Below are 19,977 nucleotides of genomic sequence, written 5' to 3' on the forward strand. Positions count from 1 at the left end.
ATGAGTTCCAAACCTGACATCAACTTTCTGCTGGTGGATGACCTTGAGGCGAATCTCATCGCCCTGGAGGCCATCCTGAAAAAGGAGGGGCTCACCCTGCTGAAGGCCCGTTCCGGACGGGAAGCGCTGGAACTGCTGTTGGTGCATGAGATCGCGCTAGCCTTCGTGGACGTGCAGATGCCGGAGATGACGGGTTTCGAGCTGGCGGAAATGATGCGCGGCACGGAGCGGACGAAGGCGGTGCCCATCATCTTCCTCACGGCGGGCATCGTGGACCAGCAGCGGCGCATCCAGGGCTATGAGACGGGTGCGGTGGACTTCCTGCTGAAGCCCATCGACCCCGCGATCCTGCTGAACAAGGCGGGCATTTTCTACGACCTCGCCCGGCAGCGGCAGGATCTGAAGGAAAGCCAGACCCGGCTCCAGGATCTCAACGAGCGGCTGGCGGCGACGAACGAGCGGCTGGAGAAGGAGGACCGCACCAAGGATGAGTTCCTGGCGATGCTGGCGCATGAACTCCGCAACCCCATCGCCCCCATCCTCACGGGGGTGGACATTCTCCTGAGAACCCCCGGCGATACGGCATTGGTCGGGAAGGTGGCCGGGATGATGAAACGGCAGACCAGCCAGATGGCCCGGCTGATCGATGACCTGCTGGATGTCTCCCGCATCACCATGGGGAAGATCGAGCTGCGTATCGGAGAGATCTCCGTGGCGGAGGTGGTGGATGCCGCGGTGGAGTCGGTGCAGCCGCTCATCACCCGCATGGAACACCGGTTTTTCATGGTGAACGCCCCGGCCGGTTGGCGGATCGAAGCGGATACCCACCGCCTGGCGCAGGTGGTGGCGAACCTCCTGTCGAACGCGGCGAAATACACCCCGCGCGGCGGTGAGATCAGCATGCGGGTGCGGGATGCGGAGGGGAAGCTGGAGATTTCCGTAAAGGACAATGGCAAGGGCATCAGGCCGGAGCACCAGGCGGGCATCTTCGACCTCTTCGACCAAGGGGCTGCCGGGGCGAAGGACGGGCTGGGCATCGGCCTGACCCTGGTGAAGTCCCTGGTGGACATGCACGGTGGCGGGATTTCCCTGAGGAGCGAGGGGGAGGGGAAAGGTTCCGAATTCACCGTGGTCCTCCCGGGGCTGGTCAAGGCGGCCGCGGTGGACGGACAGGATCCGGAAGGGGAGCGGGACGCCGCATCCCCGCAGAAGCTCAAGGTGCTCATCGCGGATGACGGGAAAGCCACTGCTGACATCCTGAACATGTTTTTCATCATGGAGGGGATGGAAACCGCCGTGGCCTATGACGGTGCGCAAGCCATCAAGGCGGCGGAATCATTCGCCCCGGATCTGGTGTGCCTGGACCTGGGGATGCCGGTGGTGGATGGCTATGAAGCGGCGCGGAAGATCCGCAGCATCCGGCCGGGGGCATGGATCGTCGCCCTGAGCGGGTGGGGGAGCGAGGAGGACCGCAGACGGACCGCCGAGGCTGGCTTTGACGAGCATCTCACAAAGCCGGTGAACCCCGGCGACCTGCGCGCGCTGATGAAGCGGAGGTTCTGATTTCCGCCCGAAAACCGCCGGTTGTGAATAACCCTGCCGTGATCGCGTGATGGCGGCATGGCCGTTTTTGGGTATGGTCCGTCTGTCGCGCATGACTCCCCCCCAATCAGGTGCGGCAACACAAATTCCCCCCGAAAAGAAGATCGGTAGGTGATTCCCCCCCACAAGAGGCTTCATCTACCGGTTTTTTCGTTTCCGGACATCGCTGTCAACGTACCCGGTGGAAGGAATCGAGGAATCCAAGCGTATCGTAATGCGATATGATTTCCCTGATCCCGCGATGGTGCAACTGGTTCGGCCTGCTGGCGGTGCTTTCCTGGGCCGGTCTGACGGGGCGGATCTCCGCCGCTGGGGAGGAGCGATTGGTCGAGGAGGCGAAATTACGCTCCCAACTGCTTCATGAGGTGTTGCACGGCGCCCTGCAGGTGATGCACCGGGATTTTTTCAAGGAAGAGGAGAAATCGAAGATCCCGTCGGAATCCCTGGAAGATGTCTTCGAGGAGATGGAGAAGACCTGGGGGGTGAAGATCGAATGGCTGGCGGTGGACACCAAGGCCATGAATGTGGATCACCGGGCGGATGATGCCTTCGAGAAGAAAGCGGTGGAGGTGATCTCCTCCGGAGCGGAGGCGCATGAGATGAAAGAAGGCGCCTATTACCGGTATGCGGGGGTGATTCCCTTGGGAAACCGCTGCCTGAAATGCCATGTGCCGGATCGCACCAGCCTGGAGGAAAGGAAAGCCGCGGTGGTGATTTCCATGCCCCTCCTGCCCACAAAGCAGGTTCCTTGAACGGAGTTGCGGGCTGTGCCAAGTGGTCTATCTGGGCCGCAGCTTCTTCGCCAGTTTGTTCCAAGCCTTGATCGCTTCGCCCGCAGTGGCGAAAATTCCCTCGCAGAGATTGGTTTTCCAAGCGACGCAGGCGGTGTTCGCGCACCGTACGGATGGACCTTGGCGGGAGCCGAGACGGGTTGTGCCTTCGGTCAGTTCCGGGAGAGTGTCACAGAACGGGCACGGGGATATCGCCTCTTCCGGAGGCTGCGGCTGGTCTGAGTGACTGCTCATGGTGCGGAGAGTAGCACAAAAACGGACAGTAATGGGTTACGCGATTACGTAATTGACAATATAAAGTGCTGATAGTGAGTGGTGTTATTTTACGTTGTAAATCAATCGTTTGATTTATTATTGATTGAATTTGAGGCACATTTGACGGGAGAGCATCCGCACGACAAGGGGTGTCCGCGGAGGGCGGCTGGAGTGGGAAATTTTTGGAGTTCCTGAAAAAAACTCCGCGAATTTCGGCGTGACCGGGGTTTGTCTTGATGCTCCAGTGCTGCTGAACCTCACATTCATGGGAAATTTCGACGCATTCCAATCAAAGATGGCGGCAGCGGGTATGGGCGACGCCGCGATCCGGGCCTTCCAGCGGAACCATGAAGCGCTGCTGCGCGATGAAACGGGGATGATCCCGGAAAGCTCCATCAAGCCCGCGCAGGGGATTCCGTCCTCGGAGGAACTGCGGGCGACGGAGGCGGGGAAAGCGCTGCTTTCCCAGGCGGTGGTCATCAAGCTCAACGGCGGCCTTGGAACCGGTATGGGTCTCCAGGGGCCGAAGAGCCTGCTGCCGATCCGGGACGGCGTGAACTTCATCGACCTGATGGTGCGGCAGATCCTCGACCTGCGGAAATCCAGCGGCGCGAACGTGCGCCTGCTGCTGATGAACAGCTTCAGCACCAGCGGAGACACGCTGGCCCATCTGGAGAGATACGCGGCCGATGGCCTGGCGGATGCGTCCGAGGTGGAGCTGATGCAGAACCAGATCCCCAAGATCGACGCGGCCACGCTGGCACCCGTGGAGTGGCCGGCGGACCCGGAACTGGAATGGTGCCCGCCGGGACATGGCGATCTTTTTCCGGCGCTGGTCGGCAGTGGCTGGCTGGACCGCCTGCTGGCGGAGGGCGTGAAGTATACCTTCGTCTCGAACTCGGACAACCTCGGCGCGATCCTCGACCCGGCTTTGCTGGAGTACTTCGCGGCCTCCGGCGCACCTTTCATGATGGAGGTCACGCGGCGGACGGCGGCGGACCGCAAGGGCGGCCATCTGGCCGTGAGGAAAAGCGACGGGCGGCTGCTGCTGCGCGAGGTGGCGCAGTGCCCGGACGAGGACATCGACGCGTTCCAGAACATCGACGAACACCGCTTCTTCAACACCAACTCATTGTGGCTGCGCCTGGATCTGCTGAAGGAGCAACTGGAGGCGGACGCCGGCGTGCTGCCGTTGCCGATGATCAAGAACCGCAAGACGGTGGATCCACGGGACAAGAAATCCACACCGGTCATCCAACTGGAGGTGGCGATGGGTGCGGCGATCGAGTGCTTCGAAGGTTCCCTGGCGGTGGAGGTTCCTCGCAGCCGCTTTGCCCCGGTGAAGACCACCAGCGATCTGCTGGCCCTGCGTTCGGACGCTTACGAGATCCTCTCGAATGGCCAGGTGCGCCTTGCCGCGGAGCGGAACGGCATCCCGCCGGTGATCACGCTTTCCGACGACTACAAGCTGGTGGACCAACTGGAGCCGCTGGGCGTCCCCGGCCTGCTCAACTGCCGCTCGCTGGGAGTGGAGGGCCTGCTCCACTTCCAACCCGGTGTGATCATCGAGGGGGACGTGAAATTCACCCACTCCGGTCCGGAGCGGGTTTCGGTCAGCGCCGGAACCTACAGGGACGACTCCCTGCGCATCGACGGCTGACGCCGCCAAGCAAAGGCCGCACCGGATAGCCCGAGCGACGCCAGCAGGATGGCGTGCGGCTCGGGGATCGAGGTGTATTTCAGGAAGACACTGTTCCCCGTGAGGCTGAGGCTGAGGGTGCCGCTGTCGTCGATCACCACTCCGGAAAGGCCGGTGACCGCACCGGTGGCGGTGGCGATCCTCCATGAGTAGTCCGTGCCCTCATCGAAGTTCACGGCGAGGCCGCTATTGCATGGGTAGTGGCAGGCAGGTCAGGATTTGATCAGCCCGCGGAAACCACGCGGCAGATGGACGGCGGCGACCGCGAGACCGATGCGGGCGAGCAGGGTGCCCGGAGGATAGGCGAGATACCGTCCCTGCCAGGCGGGGTGGTATTTCCGTTTGAAGTCGAAGAGGGATTTGTAGCGGTAGAATTTGTCAAAGCGGTCGAAGATCAGCTTCACCCGCCGCTCCTCCCTCGAAAGCTGTTCCGGATCCGTCTCCGTGTTCGCCAGAGGGGCATTGCCGAGGCTGATCTCGGTGACGCCCTCTTCCCGGAAGTGGTCCATGCTTTCCAGGATGAGGAAGTCCATGATGCCGCCCGGGGAGCCGCGCCCGCGCATGAGGTCCAGCGTGCGGCCGGTGCTCTGCGCGTACGGGATCCAGGTGGCGAAGCACTCCACCTTGCCATCCGGCATCAGCACGACGGCGCACCCGCGCTCCCGGATGTCCGCCAGCGAGAACGCACCGAGGTCGAAGGTCATCTCCCCGCCGCTCTTCGACCGCAGCCATGCATCGGACAGCAGGTGGAGCTGCGCCTCCAGCCCGTGGTCCACGCCTTGCGGGGGATCATACCAGCGGAAGGAAAGGCCCTCCTTCTTCGCCTTGTTGCGCGCGGTGCGGAGGTTCTGGAACTTCCCACCCGCGAGGCTGAACTCCGCCAGCGGGATGCGCGCGTCTTCGCCCACCTTGAAGGTGATGAGACCGGCCTGTTCATAGATGGGCCGGTGCTCGTGGCCCGTGCCGTAGAACAACGGTGTCCAGTCCTGGCCGCGGCAGTAGGCGACGAATTCCTCCACCAGATCCCGCCGGATCTCCGGCGCGCAGACCGGATCCGCGAGAGCGACCGCGATCTCACGCCAGTTTGAGAACGCGACGAAGCCGTCCCCGGACGAGTGGAAGAAGTAGTGCTTGTCGTCCAGCAGGGTGAACGGATCGCTCGGGTCGCGGCCATGCCGTGAGATGATGCCCGCCGCCTTTTCCCGCTCCTCCTGGCTGGAGGCATGCACCCGCCCGGCCAGCACCGGACGGAGCAGGAGCAACAGGACGACCGTGCCGCAGGCGATGCCGGTGAACCTCAGGCGGCCCATGAAGCGTTCGAGGTCCGGGGTGTCGCCAGTGCCCTGGGGACCGCCCGGCAGCCCCAGCGTGGCGGTGAAGGACGCCATGGCGGAGCGGCTCCAGTCGATCGGCTCCGGCAGCTTGCCGGACTCCCCCATATTGTGGATGCCGATGGTGCCGAAGACGACGAGCGCCATGAAAACCACCGGTGCCACGATGAGGCCCAGCCGCACGGAAGGGGCGTCCGACTTAGCGACGAATTCCTTCCGCCAGCGGATGAGCGGCAACAGCAGCACCAGCGCGGCGGCGGAGTGGTGCCAGTCGAACGCCCTCACCAGGTGGAGCGCGGCGGACGCGGACAGCAGGCCCACCGCCAGCCACCATGCCACCCGCTTCCTCCGGCTGAGCCCGCGCGCCAGGAACAGCAGGGACAGCCCGGAAAGCAGCAGCATCAGGCGGCTGTCCTCGCTGACGCCCAGCGGCAGCCATTGCTGCATCCAGTCGATCACGTCGGCGGACTTCGGCATCGATGCTTCCAGCAGGTTGATGAGGCCGATGATGAGGACCGCGGCGACGAGCAGGCGGATGGCGTGTTTCCGTGAAAACAGGAAAACCAGCGCCAGACCGACGGCGAGGGCGGCCGCAGGCCATAGCCCGGAGAGGCCGAAGGGGAGGGAGCGGCCCGGGGTGTCCGGGGAGAGCGAGTCATTTCCGAGCAGCCAGCCCAGTGCCCGTGCCACCTGGGGTTGGAACTCCGGGGCCGGGCCGTCGAAGCCGTGGTTGTAGCCGGGGATCTCGTAGAGGGCGGTGGTCTGCCGCAGGGAGCGGATCCAGGCGGTACTGGAAATGAAGTCAGCCCCGCCGTGGAACTGGGCGATGCGGAGGCCGTCCATCCGCCCGCTGAAGCTGGCGACACCGAACGTACCCTCCCCCGTCGGCGCGATGCCGATCTCATCCTTCAGTTCCAGACCGTAGCGCCCGCGTGAGCCGCAGGAAAACAACAGCAGTCCCCGCAGGTCCGGTGGCCGCTCCGTGCCTGCGGCTGCCACCGCCTGCACCGCCCCCATCGACCAACCTCCATAGAAAACGGGGGTGCCGGGCGGAGCGTCCGGCGACTTCGCCAGCCGTTTGAAATCCTCCGCCAGCAGAGCCGCGTCATAGGGCTTTTCCGCATAGGCGCGGCAGTTCAGCCCGGCCACCCACCAGCCGGCCTCCGCCAGCCATGTGCACATCTCATGTTCCCAGTCCGTCCACCCGCCATCCCCGGAGGCGAAGACGATCACCCCCGCTGGCACTTCCGCTTGCCGGTAGAGGTGGGTTTTGCCCGGGCCGCGTGACAACTCCAGCGGCTTGTCCTCATGGATCGCTCCCGGGCAGAAATTGGCCAGCAGCAAGGAGATCACGAGAAAAAGCCGGAACGGGTTTTTGCTCATATGGTTGATGGGAGGGATACGCTCCGATGAAGTGAACTTTGTTGAAGGCGCAAAACCTCGTTTAATCGAACGAGTGTTGGCATTTAATTGGACAATCAATCATGCTTTTTCAAGCGTCGAGCTTGTCTTTAGTGGCTTCGCCCCCTAAGCCGTGCGCCGCACATGACAAGCGTAGGTCCGATTTCATTTCCAACCGACGGCTTTGACGCCGTGATTTTCGATTGCGACGGCACATTGGTGGACTCGATGCCAGCGCATTTCGATGCTTGGTGCGAGGCCCTCTCCCTTTACGGGGCAGGCGGGGTTTTCAAGGAAGATGTTTTCATCGCCATGGGCGGCCGGCCTACGAGGGACATCGTAGTGGACCTGAACAGCGAGTATGACCTGAAGCTGAACCCGGAGGCCGTGGCGCTCGCTAAGCGCGAGGCATTCCTGAAGCGCATGGGTTCCGTCTGCCTGATCCGGGAAGTGGCGGACTTCGCCCGTTCCCTGCGTGGCAAGGTGCCGATGGCCATTGCAACCGGTGGTTCCCGCCACGTGATCGAGAAAACCCTCAAGGCCGTGGGCATTTCCGATTGGTTCGACGAGGTCGTGACCGCAGAGGACGTCACGGAAGGCAAGCCCGCTCCGGATGTGTTCCTGCGTGCGGCGAAGCTCATGGGGGTCGATCCGGCACGCTGCCTTGCCTTGGAAGACGCGCCCGCCGGCATCCTGGCCGCCCAGCGCGCCGGCATGCAGGTGGTGGCCATCCCGTCCCCGCTGTCCTCGGTGGACGTGTGATGTCCGTAGCGAAGGCCTCACGAGATTCGCTGCAATCCCAAAAATTTTCGGGATTCGGCCTTGCGCGTGGTAGGCAGCTTCTATTGACTCCCCCATGGCGGAGATTTCCCTAGGCCTTTCCTTTGATGATGTGCTTCTCGTGCCGGCTTACAGCGCCGTGCTTCCCGGAGAAGCGGACCTTTCCACCCACGTCACAGCGGGTATCCAGTTGAACATTCCCGTGGTTTCCGCGGCGATGGACACGGTGTCCGAGCATGATCTGGCGATCTCGCTCGCCCGTGAAGGCGGTATCGGTGTCATCCACCGGGCGTGCCCCATCGACGATCAGGCGGCGATGGTTTCCCGGGTGAAGCGTTCCGAGAACGCGGTGATCCTGAAACCCCACATCGTCCGCAAGGAGGACAGCGTCGCCCACGTGCGGGCGATCATGATCCAGAATGGTTTCTCCGGTTTCCCCGTCGTGGACGGTGATGGCCGACTGGAGGGCATGGTCACCGGGCGGGATGTCCGTTATCTGGACCGCCAGGACGTCACCGTGGCGGATGTGATGACCCCGCGCGAGAAGCTGATCACCGCGCCGCCGAGCACCAGTCTGGAGGAAGCCCGCCGCATCCTTTACCAGAACCGAATCGAGAAGCTGCCGCTGGTGGACGCGGACGGCCGTCTGGCCGGACTCATCACCGGCTCCGACATCGAGAAGCGCATCACCTTCACCAACGCCGCGAAGGACTCCAACGGCCAGCTCCGTTGCGGCGCTGCGGTTGGCGTGGGGCCTGACTGCGTGGATCGCGCCAAGGCGCTCATCGAAGCCGGTGCGGATGCCCTTTTCATCGACGCCGCGACCGGCCACACCCGCCACGTGATGGGGGTGATCGAGAAACTGCGCGGCCTTTCCGACCGCCCGGTGGTCGCCGGTAACGTGGTGACGGAGCACGGGGCGAGGGATCTGGTCGCCGCCGGTGCCAGCGCCGTGAAAGTCGGCGTCGGTCCGGGATCCATCTGCACCACGCGGGTCATCGCCGGTGTCGGCATGCCCCAGTTCACCGCCATCCGGAACGTGGCGGACTACTGCCGCGAACACGGCGTGAAAGTCATCGCTGACGGAGGCATCCGCTACTCCGGGGATGTCGTGAAAGCCATCGCCGCAGGTGCTGACCTGGTCATGCTCGGCTCGTTGCTGGCAGGCACCGAGGAAAGCCCCGGCCAGACGGTTCACTCCGGCGGCCGCCGCTTCAAGACCTACCGCGGCATGGGCTCGCTCGGCGCGATGCAAAAAGGCGCGGGTGACCGTTACAGCCAGAACAGCTCCGGCAAGCTCGTCGCGGAAGGCGTCGAGGGCCGCGTGCCCTACAAGGGTGCCCTCTCCGATGTCATTTTCCAGCTCATGGGCGGCCTGAAGTCCGGCATGGGCTACGTCGGTGCCTCGTCCCTCACGGAACTGCGGGAGAAGGCCAACTTCGTCCGCATCACCGCAGGCGGCCTCCGCGAAAGCCACGTGCATGACATCGTCATGACCGAGGAGCCGACCAACTATCAACCGATCAGTTAAGCACTAAATCTTAAGCACTAAATCCGAAACGAAGAGCTCGAAGCCTGTAGTAAAGATCTCCGTTTAGTGCTTGGGATTTAAAATTTAGAATTTTCTCAGCAATGCACGACCAACACCACGTCGCCGTCCTCGATTTCGGCTCCCAGTACACCCAGCTCATCGTCCGCCGCGTGCGGGAACTGGGTTACTTCGCGAAGCTCTATGCGATCGAGGATTTTCCGGACATCGGCCAGCCCGGTGCCATCATCCTTTCCGGCGGGCCGAAGAGCACCAGCGAGGCGGATGCCCCGGACCTGGACTTTGAAAAGCTGATGGAGTTTGGCGTGCCGGTGCTGGGCGTGTGCTACGGCATGCAGCTCCTGAACATCAAGTTCGGCGGCTCGGTCGAGGCGAGTTCACGGCGCGAATACGGCCCTGCGGAACTGCTGGTGGAGGAGTCCACCGGACTGTATGAAGACGTTTCCGCCTCCTCCCAGGTGTGGATGAGCCACTCGGATACGGTGAAGGTCATCCCGGACGGCGCGCGCGTCATCGCCCGCAACCAGCATGGCACGCCGGTTTCCCTCCAGTGGAGCGACATTTGCTTCGGCATCCAGTTCCACCCGGAGGTGACCCACAGCCACCAGGGCCTGAAAATCCTGAAAAACTTCCTCTCCCACGCGAAGGACCTGCTGCCGTTCAAGATCGACGACTTCAAGCGCGAGATGATCGAGAGCATCCGCGCGACCGTCGGCACGAAGCAGATCGTCTGCGGTGTCTCCGGCGGCGTGGACAGTACGGTACTCGCCGTATTGCTGAACGAGGCCGGTGCGAATGTCCGCGCCATCTTCGTGGACCACGGCCTGATGCGGAAGGACGAGGGCGACGAGGTCCGCGCGAATTTCGCCCGCATGGGCGTGCCGATCGAGACGGTGGACTGCGCGGAGCAATTCCTGACCGCGCTGGATGGCGTGGATGACCCGGAACAGAAGCGGAAGATCATCGGCAACCTGTTCATCGACGTCTTCTGGGACTCGGTGGGGGATGCGGAGATGCTCGCCCAGGGCACGCTCTATCCGGACGTGATTGAGAGCGCGTCGAACGCGAAGTCGAAGGCATCCAAAATCAAGACCCACCACAACCGCGTGGACCGCATCCTGGAACTGCAGGCGCAGGGCAAGGTGCTGGAGCCGCTGGCGGAACTTTTCAAGGACGAGGTGCGGGAACTCGGCCTCGCGTTGGGTATTCCCGCGGACATCCTCAACCGCCATCCATTCCCCGGTCCCGGCCTCGCCGTGCGCTGCCCGGGCGTGGTGAATGAGGAGCGCCTGCGCATCATCCGCGACTGCGACGCCATCTTCATCGGCAAGCTCAAGGAGCACGGTTGGTATGACCGCGTGTGGCAGGCCTACGCCGGTCTGGTGCCGGTGAAGACCGTGGGCGTGAAAGGCGACGAGCGCAGCTACGAGTGGGCCATTTCCCTCCGCGCCGTGGTGTCGGAGGATGCCATGACCGCGGACTGGGTGGAGCTGCCCTACCAGCTCCTGCGTGAGACCAGCCACCGCATCCTCAATGAGGTGAAGGGCATCAACCGCGTGCTCTATGATGTTTCGACCAAGCCCCCGGCGAGCATCGAATGGGAATGACCGGCAGCGGTGATGCCGGAGGAAACCGTGCCGTCTCCGCGCTGTTCCGGGTCTTTGGAGGCCCCGGTCGGCGCTGGGTGGCGGACGGCTTCGAGCGGACGGAGTTCCGCGCCATGCACGCCGGGGAGCGCCTGCTGCTCGGCTGGGTCGTCGCGCTGACGGTCTTTGCCGCGATCTCCGAGTGGCTGGTGCGGTGGACCGGGCCGTGGGTGGGCTGGCTGCTGGTGCTGCCGGTGGGTTTCATCGTGCTGAACGTGCTGGCGTTCTTCGTGCCGGGAAAGAGAGTCACCGCCCAGTGGTGGAGCTGGCTGCTGCTTCTGACCGCGTGGGGCTGGTGGCGGAAGGATGCCGGGAACCCTGCCGCGTGGTTCGCCTGGCTGTGGCTCGGTGTTTTCGCCCTCAATGCGGCGGCTCATCTGATCCTGCTGCTGGGGATGACCATGAGGATCTCCGGCTGGCCGGGCATGGTCTGGCGGCTTTCCCTGTTCTTCGGCCTGCATCTCATCGCCTTTGTGGACCATTGGTTCTGGGGCTGGACCTGGGCGATCATCGTCGGCATGTCCATCTCCGTGGTCTATTGCCTGGCGGTCCTGCGTCCGCGCTGCCAATGGCTGGGGCCGGTGACGGATTTCCGCGAAGGCCGGCCTCCGCTCATCACCATCGACGACGGCCCGTGTCCGGACGAAACGCCCGTCCTGCTCGATCTGCTGGACCGCCATGGGCGGAAGGCCGTGTTCTTCCTCATCGGGGAAAAGGTGCGGGCGCATCCGGAACTGGCGCGTGAGATCGTCCGGCGCGGACATGAACTCGGGAACCATACCATGACCCACCCGCAGGCGACTTTCTGGTGTGCCGGACCGTGGCGCACCCGGAGGGAGATCGTGGAGTGCCAGGAGGTCATCGCGGAAGCCACCGGCGTGACGCCCGGATTGTTCCGCGCTCCGGTGGGCCACCGGAATCTTTTCACCCATCCCGTCACGGCGGAACTGGGGATGGAAGTCATGGCATGGAGCCGCAGGGGTTTTGACGCGGTGGAGAAAGATGCGTCAAAGGTGCTGGAGAAGATCCTGCCCGTGGAGAGAGGGGACATCGTGCTGATGCACGAAGGAACGGGAATCGCGGCGGAGGTGCTGGAAGGAGTTGTGGAGTAAGGAGGAGGGACACTCTTGTCCCTCGGCGGCATTGGCGAGTCAGAAAAGATCTACCGCAAAGTCGCAAAGGCCACAAAGAAGCGCAGAGAAGAAAGGAGATTCTTCGAGGATGCTGCTAGGGATTGCCTTTGCTATGGATTCCCATTGCAGCCGGAGGACAGGAATGGGAGCGCAGCGGACATAGCGGCTCTGCCGCAATGTCCTCCCTCCTCACTCACAGCGTATGCCCCATCCTGGTCCGCTTCGTCTCCAGGTATTTGTGGTTGTGCGGATTCGACGGCAGGCTGATGGGCATCTGCTCGACGATTTCCAGCCCATACCCTTCGAGACCCACGACCTTCTTCGGGTTGTTGGTCATGAGGCGGATCTTCCGCACGCCCAGGTCATGGAGGATCTGCGCGCCCATGCCGTAGTCCCGGAGATCGGAGCCGAAGCCGAGCTTCTCGTTGGCCTCGATGGTATCGAGGCCTTCTTCCTGGAGCTTGTAGGCGTGGATCTTCGCGGGCAGCCCGATGCCCCGGCCTTCCTGGCGGAGATAAAGGAGGACGCCGCCTTCGTTGGAGAGCCTTTCCAGAGCGGCCGCGAGCTGGCCGCCGCAGTCGCAGCGTTTCGATTGGAAGACATCGCCGGTCAGGCATTCGGAGTGGACGCGGACGAGGATCGGCTTTTCCGGATCGATCTCACCCCGGCTGAGCGCAAGGTGGTGGCTGCCATCAGTGAAGACGCGGTAGAGGTGGCAGTCGAAGTCGCCGAAGTCCGTCGGCAGGGAGATGGTCTGCTCCCGGAAGACGAGTTTCTCCGACCGCCTGCGGTATTCGATGAGCTGGGAAATGGTGCAGGCCTTCAGGCCGTGTTTCGCCTGATAGTCGCCAAGGTTGCCGACGCGGGCCATGGTGCCGTCGTCGTGGATGATCTCACAGATCACGCCCGCCGGAGGGAGGCCGGCGAGGGTGGCCAGATCGACGGCAGCCTCTGTGTGGCCTGCGCGGCGCAGCACGCCGCCCGGCACGGACTGGATGGGGAAGATGTGGCCGGGACGGACGAAGGAGTCCGAGGTGGAGTCCGGGTCCGCCAACAGGCGCACGGTGATGGCGCGGTCGGCGGCGGAGATGCCGGTGGTGATGTCCTTGGCAGCGTCGATGCTGACAGTGAAGGCGGTCTTCTGGCCCTCGTTGTTGCGGCGGGCCATCTGCGGGAGATCCAGCGCCTCGGCGCGTTCCGGGCTGACAGGGGCGCAGATCAGGCCGCGGGCATGTATGGCCATGAAGTTGACCATTTCAGGCGTACAGAGGGAGGCGGCTCCCACCAGATCCGCCTCGTTTTCACGGGATGGATCATCCGCGACGATGACGAGGCGGCCTGCGGCGATCTCGGCGATGATTTCGTCGATGGTGCTGAAGAGAAGTGGCGAGTCGGACATGAAACGGATCGTGGATTCAGGGAAAGTCAGTTGAGGAAGGGATCCTCCGGTGCCTCCGCGAGAAGGCGGTGGAATGGGGAAAGGGGCCGCAGCAGGTCTTTCCACAGCGACTTGTCATGGTCGTGCCCCAGCAGGTCGGGCAGCGGGCGGGTGGCGATCCAGGCGTTGCGCCGCAGTTCGCTCTCAAGCTGGCCGGACGACCATCCTGAGTAGCCGATGAACGCGCGCACCAGGGTGCCGGGCTGCTGGGAGTGCTTGATGGCTTCCTCCGCGGAGATGCGGAGCGCCCAGCGGAGGCCCTGCTGGTGGTTCCACCAGAGGGCGGAAAACGTGAGTTGGTCCCGCTCGACGGGGCCGCCGTCATAGACCTGCAGGTTGCGCAGCGCGTTGAAATCGGAATCCTTGAGCAGTTCACCCACCACATGGCCGGTGGGTTGGTTGAGGATCAGTCCGAGCGCCCCGCCATCCGGGGAATGCTCCGCCAGCAGGATGACGGAGCGGTTGAAAATCCCGTCACGCAGCGAAGGATCGGCCAGCAGCAACTGGCCGTTGAGGTAGATCGGAGAATCGGGTGGATGGCTCGCCACGCCGCAAGCCTAAGGGGGGGACGGTTGGGATGCAAGGGGGACTAGAACCCCTGTGGAAAGGGCGGGGACTGGATTTTTAACCGCAGATGAAGAATGATTGGGGAAAAGTAATGCGATCACTTTCCATCGAAACCCGGAAATCTGACCCGCAATCCTCTTTATCTGCGTCCATCCGCGTTCATCTGTGGTTCAATTTTCTTCCCCCGATGAAAGAGCACCGCCAGAGGTGAGGCCGGATTGAAGATTGCCGGATTCCGGCGGGTGATGGACGCTCGCCCGCGAAGCATGTCGAAGCCGATCCCCAACCCCAGCGGAAATCCGGATGCCGCGGCGGGTCTGGGTGGCCGCCTGGCAGGATTGTCGCTGCCGCGCCAGATCATGGTCCTGGCGATGTGGCCGCTGTTGGAGCAGGTGCTGGCGTTTTTTGTCGGACTGACCGACCTGCTGATCGCGGGGCGGATGGTGGCAGGCCCGGACCGGGTGGCGGTGCTGGATGCCATGGCGCTGGCGGGCTATGTGAGCTGGTTTTTCAATATCCTCCAAGGGGCCATCGCCACGGGCGTGATGGCGCTGGTGGCGCGGGCCACCGGGGCGAGGGACAAGGCACTGGCGAACCGGGCGCTGGGGCAGGGGATCTGGCTGGGCTTTATCGCCGGATGCGTCTCACTGGTGATCCTCCAACTGTGGATCCCGACGTTGATCCGCTGGATCGGCCTCAGTCCGGAAGCCGCCATGTATGCGGAAAGGTTCCTGCGGGTGCTGGCGTGGTCCGGTCCGTTCAGCGGCACCATGTTCGCGCTGAATGCGGCCCTGCGCGGGGCGGGGGACACCCGAACACCTTTTCTGGCGATGGTGGTGGTGAATCTGGTGAACATGGGGCTGAGCTGGCTGTTCGTCTTCGGTCCGGCCCCGGTGGGTGGCCACGGCATCGAGGGCATCGCCTGGGGCACCACCATCGGCTGGGCGGCGGGTCTGTTGACCGCGGCATCCCTGCTGGGCAGATGGCGGTCGGAGGTGCTCCACTGGTCGCTGGGCATCCTGAAACCGCACTGGGACACCATCCGGCGCATCCTGCGGGTGGGTGCGCCGCAGTCGTTGGAGATCGCGGGCATGTGGTCCATCCACGCGTTCGGCATCCATGTCATCGCTTCCCTGCCGGTCACGGGGGCGTTGGGAGCGCATATTCTGGCCATCCGGGTGGAGGCGATGAGCTTTCTGCCGGGATTCGCGGTCGCCACGGCAGGGGCTACCCTGGTGGGACAGTATCTGGGGGCCGGGAGAAAGGACATGGCGGTGAAGGCCGCGCGCCTGTGCTGGGGTTCCGGCGTGCTGATGATGGGGGTGATGGGCCTGCTTTTTATCCTGTTCCGCCACACGCTCATCGGCTGGATGGCACCCGGGAGTGGTTTGCACGTGGAGCTGGCCGCGCCGCTGCTCATCGTCTGTGGCCTGGTGCAGCCATCCTATGCGACGTGCATCATCCTGAAAAACACCATGCGCGGGGCGGGTGCGACGGGCATCGTCATGCGGTGGGCTTTCAGCAGCATGATCTTCTTCCGGATCGGCGTGCTGGGCGCGCTGGCGAAGTTCGGCTCACCGACGCTGACACAAGTGTGGATCGTGCTGGCGACGGACCTGACGGTGCAGGCGGTGATCTTCTCACGGCTCCATTTCAAGGGAAAATGGCTGGATGCGAAGGTGTGAGCATCATGGCCGCACCTTCGTGTGACGCGTGGTTTCCATGCCGGAGGCCAGTTCCTTGATCCTGATTTCCCATGAGCCGGGGTCCTCGTTGGTGGCGATGGAAAGCGGCAGGACGAGCGTGCCGTCCTTCGCGGCATGGTAGCCGCTTCCTTCCGCTTCCTTGCCATTGGTGTCACGGATCCTCACTTCCAGCGGGATCACCGCCTTCACCGGTTGATCGTTGCCGGTGGTGATGCGGACGCGCAGTTCGGCCGTCTCACCCCGCTTGATGCTGTCCGGAAGATCAGCAGTGACCGACTGGAGAGGGGCGGGGAGGATCATGAAAATGCGCCCATCGCACGGCCCGAGATCCACCGGGAGCTGTGGTGCGCCGCCTTCGCTACGTTGCGGCTGGAGCTGGCGTCCGCGGGTGAGGTCATACACCGCGCCGGCGTCCTGCGGGAGGGTCACCACTGTTTGGGTGGGCAGGCCGTTCTCCAGTACCAGCCCGTTTTGGCCCACGTAGTTGCCGGCCTCGCGGCTGTCGTTGATGACGAAAAGATAGCGGGCATCTCCGGAGCGGCGCATGCGGAGGATGGCATCCGGTGTGTCCGCCGTGACGGCCGGGACATGGCCGCTGGCGGTCATCCGTGAGGAAAGCTCCCCGGCCATGGCCAGCAGGCCGGTGCGGTCCGCCGCGGCATTCCGTGTGCGCTTGTAGGCGGGCAGAAGAACGTCCGCCTTCAGGGCCGGGCAGAGGTGTTCATCCGCGATGATTTTCCCGCCCTGTGCCTGCCACTGCCGGATGCGTTCCGCCACGGATGCGGTGAGGACATCGCAGTGAGGCATGACCAGGAAACGCCGTCCGTCCAGACCGTCCTTGAGGAGCGTGCTCTCATGGAGGATGTCCGTGCGGACGTGAGCGTGCTGGAGTGCCAGCCAGACGTCCGCAGGCCAGCCGTTGTTGTAGCCGTAGCCCCCGCGTTTGGAAAACATCTGGGCGGTGAAGCTTTCGAGGAACGCCACTTCCGCACGTTCATCCGGGACGGCCATCAGCGTGGGACCCAGCGGGCGGACGACGTCATGGAGCAGCTCCCGCAGCACATGGACGGTGTTGGGATTGGTGAACTTGTAGGCGCTGGCGCTTTCCGTGGGGACGAGCGACTGCCAGCCGTGGTACATGATGCCGCTGACGGGGCGTGACAGCTTTGTCCAGAATGCCTCCCGCAGGTGCATGGGGGCGATGGTGATGTAGGCTGCATCCGGGTCTTGGTCCACCCATGGCACCGGATCATCCGGCGCGGTCTTCGTGACCGGGGCGGTCTGGCTGCGATACCAGATGAGCTGGGTCATCTTCATGACCTGCTGGCCTTTGCCGGAGGCCTCGCTCATCGCCAGGATCTGGTCGGTCGCCAGTCCGATGCGCTGCGGGTCCGGATAGGTGTACGTCCAGTGGGACAGTACGTCCACACTCCCACCCGCGCCGCTGATGGCAGGCTGGCGCACGGCCGGATCATGGAAGGTCCAGTGGCCGGGGCGGGCGGTGGCTTTCACCCCATCGCTCAGGGCACTGTGCAGGGCATTCCAACCGTCCCCCATGGTCCAGAACCAGCGGTAGTAGCTGAGGATGGGATGGTCGTCCGGGATGACGCGATCCGTTGGGAAATCCGCGAGTGTCTGCCAGTCCACACCGCCGCGGGACTGCACCTCCGCCGGGATATCCCTGCCGGAAAAGGCACGGTAGGCGTCCACCTCCAGCGGTGAAAAGGAAGGTTGGGATGCGTCCCTCACCTCCGTGTTCACCAGAGTGGCACTGAAGGCGGGATGGCCTCCATAGGTGGTCCCCAGGCTGCGGCCCACCTTTTCGAAGAAAGGCGGCAGTTCGGGATTCAGTGCGATGATGTCCTTCCGAGCGAGCGGCTTGCCATCCCTGCCGACACGGAGCATGCCGGGAAGCGTCTCCGCATACCCGCGCGGGGAAACGCGGGCGATCACCCGGATGCCTGCGGCCAGCGCGTCATCCAGCAAGGTCATGTTCCTGCCGATGGTGTCCGGCATTCCTGCGGGTAATACCGCCGCAGGGTCCCGGCGGGATTTCCAGATATCCCCCATGTTGTCCACGCCAAGCGCCATGTAATGGGTGAAACCGGCGTCCTTCATGCGCGGGATGTCACCTCCGCCCCACAGGATGACGGGCATCGCCGGAGCCGGGCGGGGGACGATCTCCAGCGGAGTCTTCTTCTCCACGGTGGTCCCGCCGCTTTCCAGGCGGGCGGCCAGGGTGTAGGCGGCGGGCTTCAGGGTGGTATCGACGGGGATCGGGAAATCATGGCTCTTCCCGGGTTCCAGCGGCGGAATTTCCAAAGTCTGGATCTTCTCCCCCAAAATGATGGTCAGGCGCGCCCCGGTGATGGTCTTCCGCTGGAGGTTCGTGCAGGTCACCACGATGGGTTCCGCCTTTTCCATGCGCTCCCACACATGGCGGGTGCTCCGGATCTGGAGGCCGATGCTTTCAAAACGCAGCGCGCCTTCGCTCAGCCTCACCTCATCGACGGTGCCGGGGAATCCCGAAAAGGTGCTGCCCACCCGGTCGCCGATGTGGAGGTTCTTAGGTCCCGGCTTCACCGCGCCTAGGCCGGGCCGGGTGGATTGGCTGACCAGCGAGCCGTCACGGTAGAAGGTGACGGTCCCTTTCGCATCATAAGTGACGGCGAGGTGCTGCCAGCCATCCGTCTTCAGCTCCATCGGTTCCGAGTGGAAGGTCTCCGACGTGGAGCCGAAGCCGAGCGCGAGCGACATGCGGCGCAGGCCGGATTTTTCCGCATCCATGAGCTTCCACGCATAGTCCGTGTGGTTGTCCGGCGTGTAGCGTTTGTCCACCAGGTGGCAGGCCGCGGGGCTGCCGCCGGGGTCGGGCTTCACCCACATTTCGAGGGTGAACGGGCCGGAGGGGCTGAGGCCGCCGCCGCTGGCTCTGGCGGAGTGGGAACTGGTGGGGGAGTATCCGCACTTCAGGCCCCCACCGGAGTGGCCCTCCACCCCGGTGGCGGCTCCCGACAGGGTGAGGTCATGCCCTTTTCCGGAGCTGTCCCGCAGCTCCGCGCCGGAGGTGAATTTCCAGTAGCCCAGCACGTGCGCGCCGGTCGCGTCCTTGCCCTCATAACCGGTCTGCCAGGTTTCCTGAAGTCCGGTGGCTCCGGCGGTTGGGAGGCCCAGAAATGCGAGGAGGAAGAGGGTGCGGGCGGAGATCATGGCGGATTGTCGGATACCTCGTGGCACCGCTTTCCGTTTCATGAAATGTTCGACTGGCGGCGCAGGCCTTTTATATTCCGCGCCATGACCTTCACCGAACGCCTGCAGCGCCGCATCGACACCACATGCTCCCGCCTTTGCGTGGGACTGGACCCACGGCCCGGGGATGGTGGCGCATCGTTCGCGAGGAATTTCCTGACGCAGGTCATCGGGGAAACCTCACCGTGGGCGGCGGCGTTCAAACCGAACATGGCCTACTTCGAGGCCATGGGCATCGAGGGCATCCAGTTGCTGGAGGACCTGCTGAAGATCATCCCGGACGAAATCCCGGTCATCCTTGACGCGAAGCGCAGCGACATCGGCGAGACGCAGAAATACTATGCGCAGGGCTACTTTTCCAACTGGAACGTGGATGCGGTGACGCTCAATCCGTTCCTGGGCTATGACTCCATCGAGCCTTTCCTCGACTGGGAGGGCAAGGCGGTCTATCTGCTGGCGCTGACGTCGAACGCGGGATCCGCGGATTTCCAGCAACAGAAGCTGGCGGACGGACGCTCCGTGTTCGAGCTGGTGACCGCACTGGGCGAGCGGGCGAAGGAAGAGGGCCGGAAGACGGATGTGGGCTACGTTTTCGGCCTGACGAATGCGGGCGGACTGCTCGAAAAAATGCCGGACGCACCGCTGCTGGTGCCTGGGCTGGGCGCGCAGGGCGGGGATCTGGCGTCGCTGGCGGCGGCGGGACGGTCCGCTCCGGACGTCATCAACGTATCCCGCGGCATCCTCTACGCGGCGGATGACAGGGGCTTCGCCTCCCGGGCTCAGGATTGGGCGGAGAAAATCGCAGGCGCGTACGCTGGATAGGTGCTAGC

At 63.9% G+C, this 19,977-nt stretch carries 15 protein-coding genes; 9 read left to right on the forward strand and 6 right to left on the reverse strand.

Features of this window, described 5'->3' with window-relative positions:
- Window positions 1–1,563 carry a response regulator gene (locus KF712_01640; protein MBX3739666.1) on the forward strand — a complete coding sequence of 521 codons (1,563 nt, stop codon included), beginning with the start codon at window positions 1–3 and terminating at the stop codon, window positions 1,561–1,563.
- A 260-nt stretch (window positions 1,564–1,823) separates the two neighbouring features.
- Entirely contained in the window at window positions 1,824–2,354 is a 531-nt protein-coding gene (locus KF712_01645) for a DUF3365 domain-containing protein (protein ID MBX3739667.1), read from the forward strand.
- A gap of 27 nt (window positions 2,355–2,381) precedes the next feature.
- On the opposite strand, the gene KF712_01650 is transcribed toward KF712_01645, so the two are convergent.
- Entirely contained in the window at window positions 2,382–2,627 is a 246-nt protein-coding gene (locus tag KF712_01650) for a hypothetical protein (protein MBX3739668.1), read from the reverse strand.
- Between the two features lie 286 nt (window positions 2,628–2,913).
- Here KF712_01650 and KF712_01655 point away from each other — a divergent pair, with 286 nt between their 5' ends.
- A complete protein-coding gene (locus KF712_01655) occupies window positions 2,914–4,308 on the forward strand; it encodes a UTP--glucose-1-phosphate uridylyltransferase (protein MBX3739669.1) in 1,395 nt (464 codons plus the stop codon).
- On the opposite strand, the gene KF712_01660 is transcribed toward KF712_01655, so the two are convergent.
- Complete coding sequence (locus tag KF712_01660) at window positions 4,275–4,523, reverse strand: PEP-CTERM sorting domain-containing protein (GenBank protein ID MBX3739670.1); 249 nt, start codon at window positions 4,521–4,523, stop codon at window positions 4,275–4,277. The two genes, KF712_01655 and KF712_01660, sit on opposite strands and share 34 nt — an antisense overlap.
- Before the next feature lie 36 nt (window positions 4,524–4,559).
- On the reverse strand, window positions 4,560–7,061 hold the full coding sequence (locus KF712_01665; protein ID MBX3739671.1) for a DUF2156 domain-containing protein: 2,502 nt from the start codon (window positions 7,059–7,061) through the stop codon (window positions 4,560–4,562).
- A gap of 162 nt (window positions 7,062–7,223) precedes the next feature.
- On the opposite strand from KF712_01665, the gene KF712_01670 reads away from it, so the two are divergent.
- From KF712_01670 to KF712_01685, 4 genes are all read left to right on the forward strand, one after another.
- Window positions 7,224–7,841: an HAD family phosphatase gene (locus KF712_01670; protein MBX3739672.1), complete on the forward strand. Its 618-nt coding sequence runs from the start codon at window positions 7,224–7,226 to the stop codon at window positions 7,839–7,841.
- A 94-nt stretch (window positions 7,842–7,935) separates the two neighbouring features.
- Window positions 7,936–9,390, forward strand: coding sequence for an IMP dehydrogenase (gene guaB / locus KF712_01675; protein ID MBX3739673.1), 1,455 nt, complete (start codon window positions 7,936–7,938; stop codon window positions 9,388–9,390).
- A gap of 101 nt (window positions 9,391–9,491) precedes the next feature.
- Entirely contained in the window at window positions 9,492–11,015 is a 1,524-nt protein-coding gene (gene guaA, locus KF712_01680; protein ID MBX3739674.1) for a glutamine-hydrolyzing GMP synthase, read from the forward strand.
- A complete protein-coding gene (locus tag KF712_01685) occupies window positions 11,012–12,166 on the forward strand; it encodes a polysaccharide deacetylase family protein (protein MBX3739675.1) in 1,155 nt (384 codons plus the stop codon). Before guaA ends, KF712_01685 begins: the two co-directional genes overlap by 4 nt.
- Window positions 12,167–12,380: 214 nt before the next feature.
- Here KF712_01685 and KF712_01690 read toward each other — a convergent pair whose 3' ends face one another.
- Both KF712_01690 and KF712_01695 read right to left on the reverse strand, forming a co-directional pair.
- Window positions 12,381–13,586 (reverse strand): bifunctional 3,4-dihydroxy-2-butanone-4-phosphate synthase/GTP cyclohydrolase II, encoded by a 1,206-nt coding sequence (locus KF712_01690; protein MBX3739676.1) that lies wholly within the window; start codon window positions 13,584–13,586, stop codon window positions 12,381–12,383.
- Window positions 13,587–13,612: 26 nt separating this feature from the next.
- On the reverse strand, window positions 13,613–14,173 hold the full coding sequence (locus KF712_01695) for a YqgE/AlgH family protein (GenBank protein MBX3739677.1): 561 nt from the start codon (window positions 14,171–14,173) through the stop codon (window positions 13,613–13,615).
- A 285-nt stretch (window positions 14,174–14,458) separates the two neighbouring features.
- Between KF712_01695 and KF712_01700 the strand changes: the two genes are divergently transcribed.
- Window positions 14,459–15,877, forward strand: a complete 1,419-nt coding sequence (locus KF712_01700; GenBank protein ID MBX3739678.1) for an MATE family efflux transporter — start codon at window positions 14,459–14,461, stop codon at window positions 15,875–15,877.
- A 3-nt stretch (window positions 15,878–15,880) separates the two neighbouring features.
- On the opposite strand, the gene KF712_01705 is transcribed toward KF712_01700, so the two are convergent.
- Window positions 15,881–19,108, reverse strand: a complete 3,228-nt coding sequence (locus tag KF712_01705; protein ID MBX3739679.1) for a LamG domain-containing protein — start codon at window positions 19,106–19,108, stop codon at window positions 15,881–15,883.
- A gap of 84 nt (window positions 19,109–19,192) precedes the next feature.
- On the opposite strand from KF712_01705, the gene pyrF reads away from it, so the two are divergent.
- Window positions 19,193–19,969: an orotidine-5'-phosphate decarboxylase gene (pyrF, locus tag KF712_01710; protein MBX3739680.1), complete on the forward strand. Its 777-nt coding sequence runs from the start codon at window positions 19,193–19,195 to the stop codon at window positions 19,967–19,969.
- Window positions 19,970–19,977: the final 8 nt, after the last annotated feature.

This window comes from Akkermansiaceae bacterium (genome assembly GCA_019634595.1).
Classification (GTDB): domain Bacteria; phylum Verrucomicrobiota; class Verrucomicrobiia; order Verrucomicrobiales; family Akkermansiaceae; genus Luteolibacter.

Excerpts from the sequence above, each read along its gene's own strand:
- KF712_01640 (MBX3739666.1), top strand. The coding sequence starts at position 1 with ATGAGTTCCAAACCTGACATCAACTTTCTGCTGGTGGATGACCTTGAG.
- KF712_01645 (MBX3739667.1), top strand. The coding sequence starts at position 1,824 with ATGATTTCCCTGATCCCGCGATGGTGCAACTGGTTCGGCCTGCTGGCG.
- KF712_01650 (MBX3739668.1), bottom strand. The coding sequence starts at position 2,627 with ATGAGCAGTCACTCAGACCAGCCGCAGCCTCCGGAAGAGGCGATATCC.
- KF712_01655 (MBX3739669.1), top strand. The coding sequence starts at position 2,914 with ATGGGAAATTTCGACGCATTCCAATCAAAGATGGCGGCAGCGGGTATG.
- KF712_01665 (MBX3739671.1), bottom strand. The coding sequence starts at position 7,061 with ATGAGCAAAAACCCGTTCCGGCTTTTTCTCGTGATCTCCTTGCTGCTG.
- KF712_01670 (MBX3739672.1), top strand. The coding sequence starts at position 7,224 with ATGACAAGCGTAGGTCCGATTTCATTTCCAACCGACGGCTTTGACGCC.
- guaB (MBX3739673.1), top strand. The coding sequence starts at position 7,936 with ATGGCGGAGATTTCCCTAGGCCTTTCCTTTGATGATGTGCTTCTCGTG.
- guaA (MBX3739674.1), top strand. The coding sequence starts at position 9,492 with ATGCACGACCAACACCACGTCGCCGTCCTCGATTTCGGCTCCCAGTAC.
- KF712_01685 (MBX3739675.1), top strand. The coding sequence starts at position 11,012 with ATGACCGGCAGCGGTGATGCCGGAGGAAACCGTGCCGTCTCCGCGCTG.
- KF712_01690 (MBX3739676.1), bottom strand. The coding sequence starts at position 13,586 with ATGTCCGACTCGCCACTTCTCTTCAGCACCATCGACGAAATCATCGCC.
- KF712_01700 (MBX3739678.1), top strand. The coding sequence starts at position 14,459 with ATGTCGAAGCCGATCCCCAACCCCAGCGGAAATCCGGATGCCGCGGCG.
- KF712_01705 (MBX3739679.1), bottom strand. The coding sequence starts at position 19,108 with ATGATCTCCGCCCGCACCCTCTTCCTCCTCGCATTTCTGGGCCTCCCA.
- pyrF (MBX3739680.1), top strand. The coding sequence starts at position 19,193 with ATGACCTTCACCGAACGCCTGCAGCGCCGCATCGACACCACATGCTCC.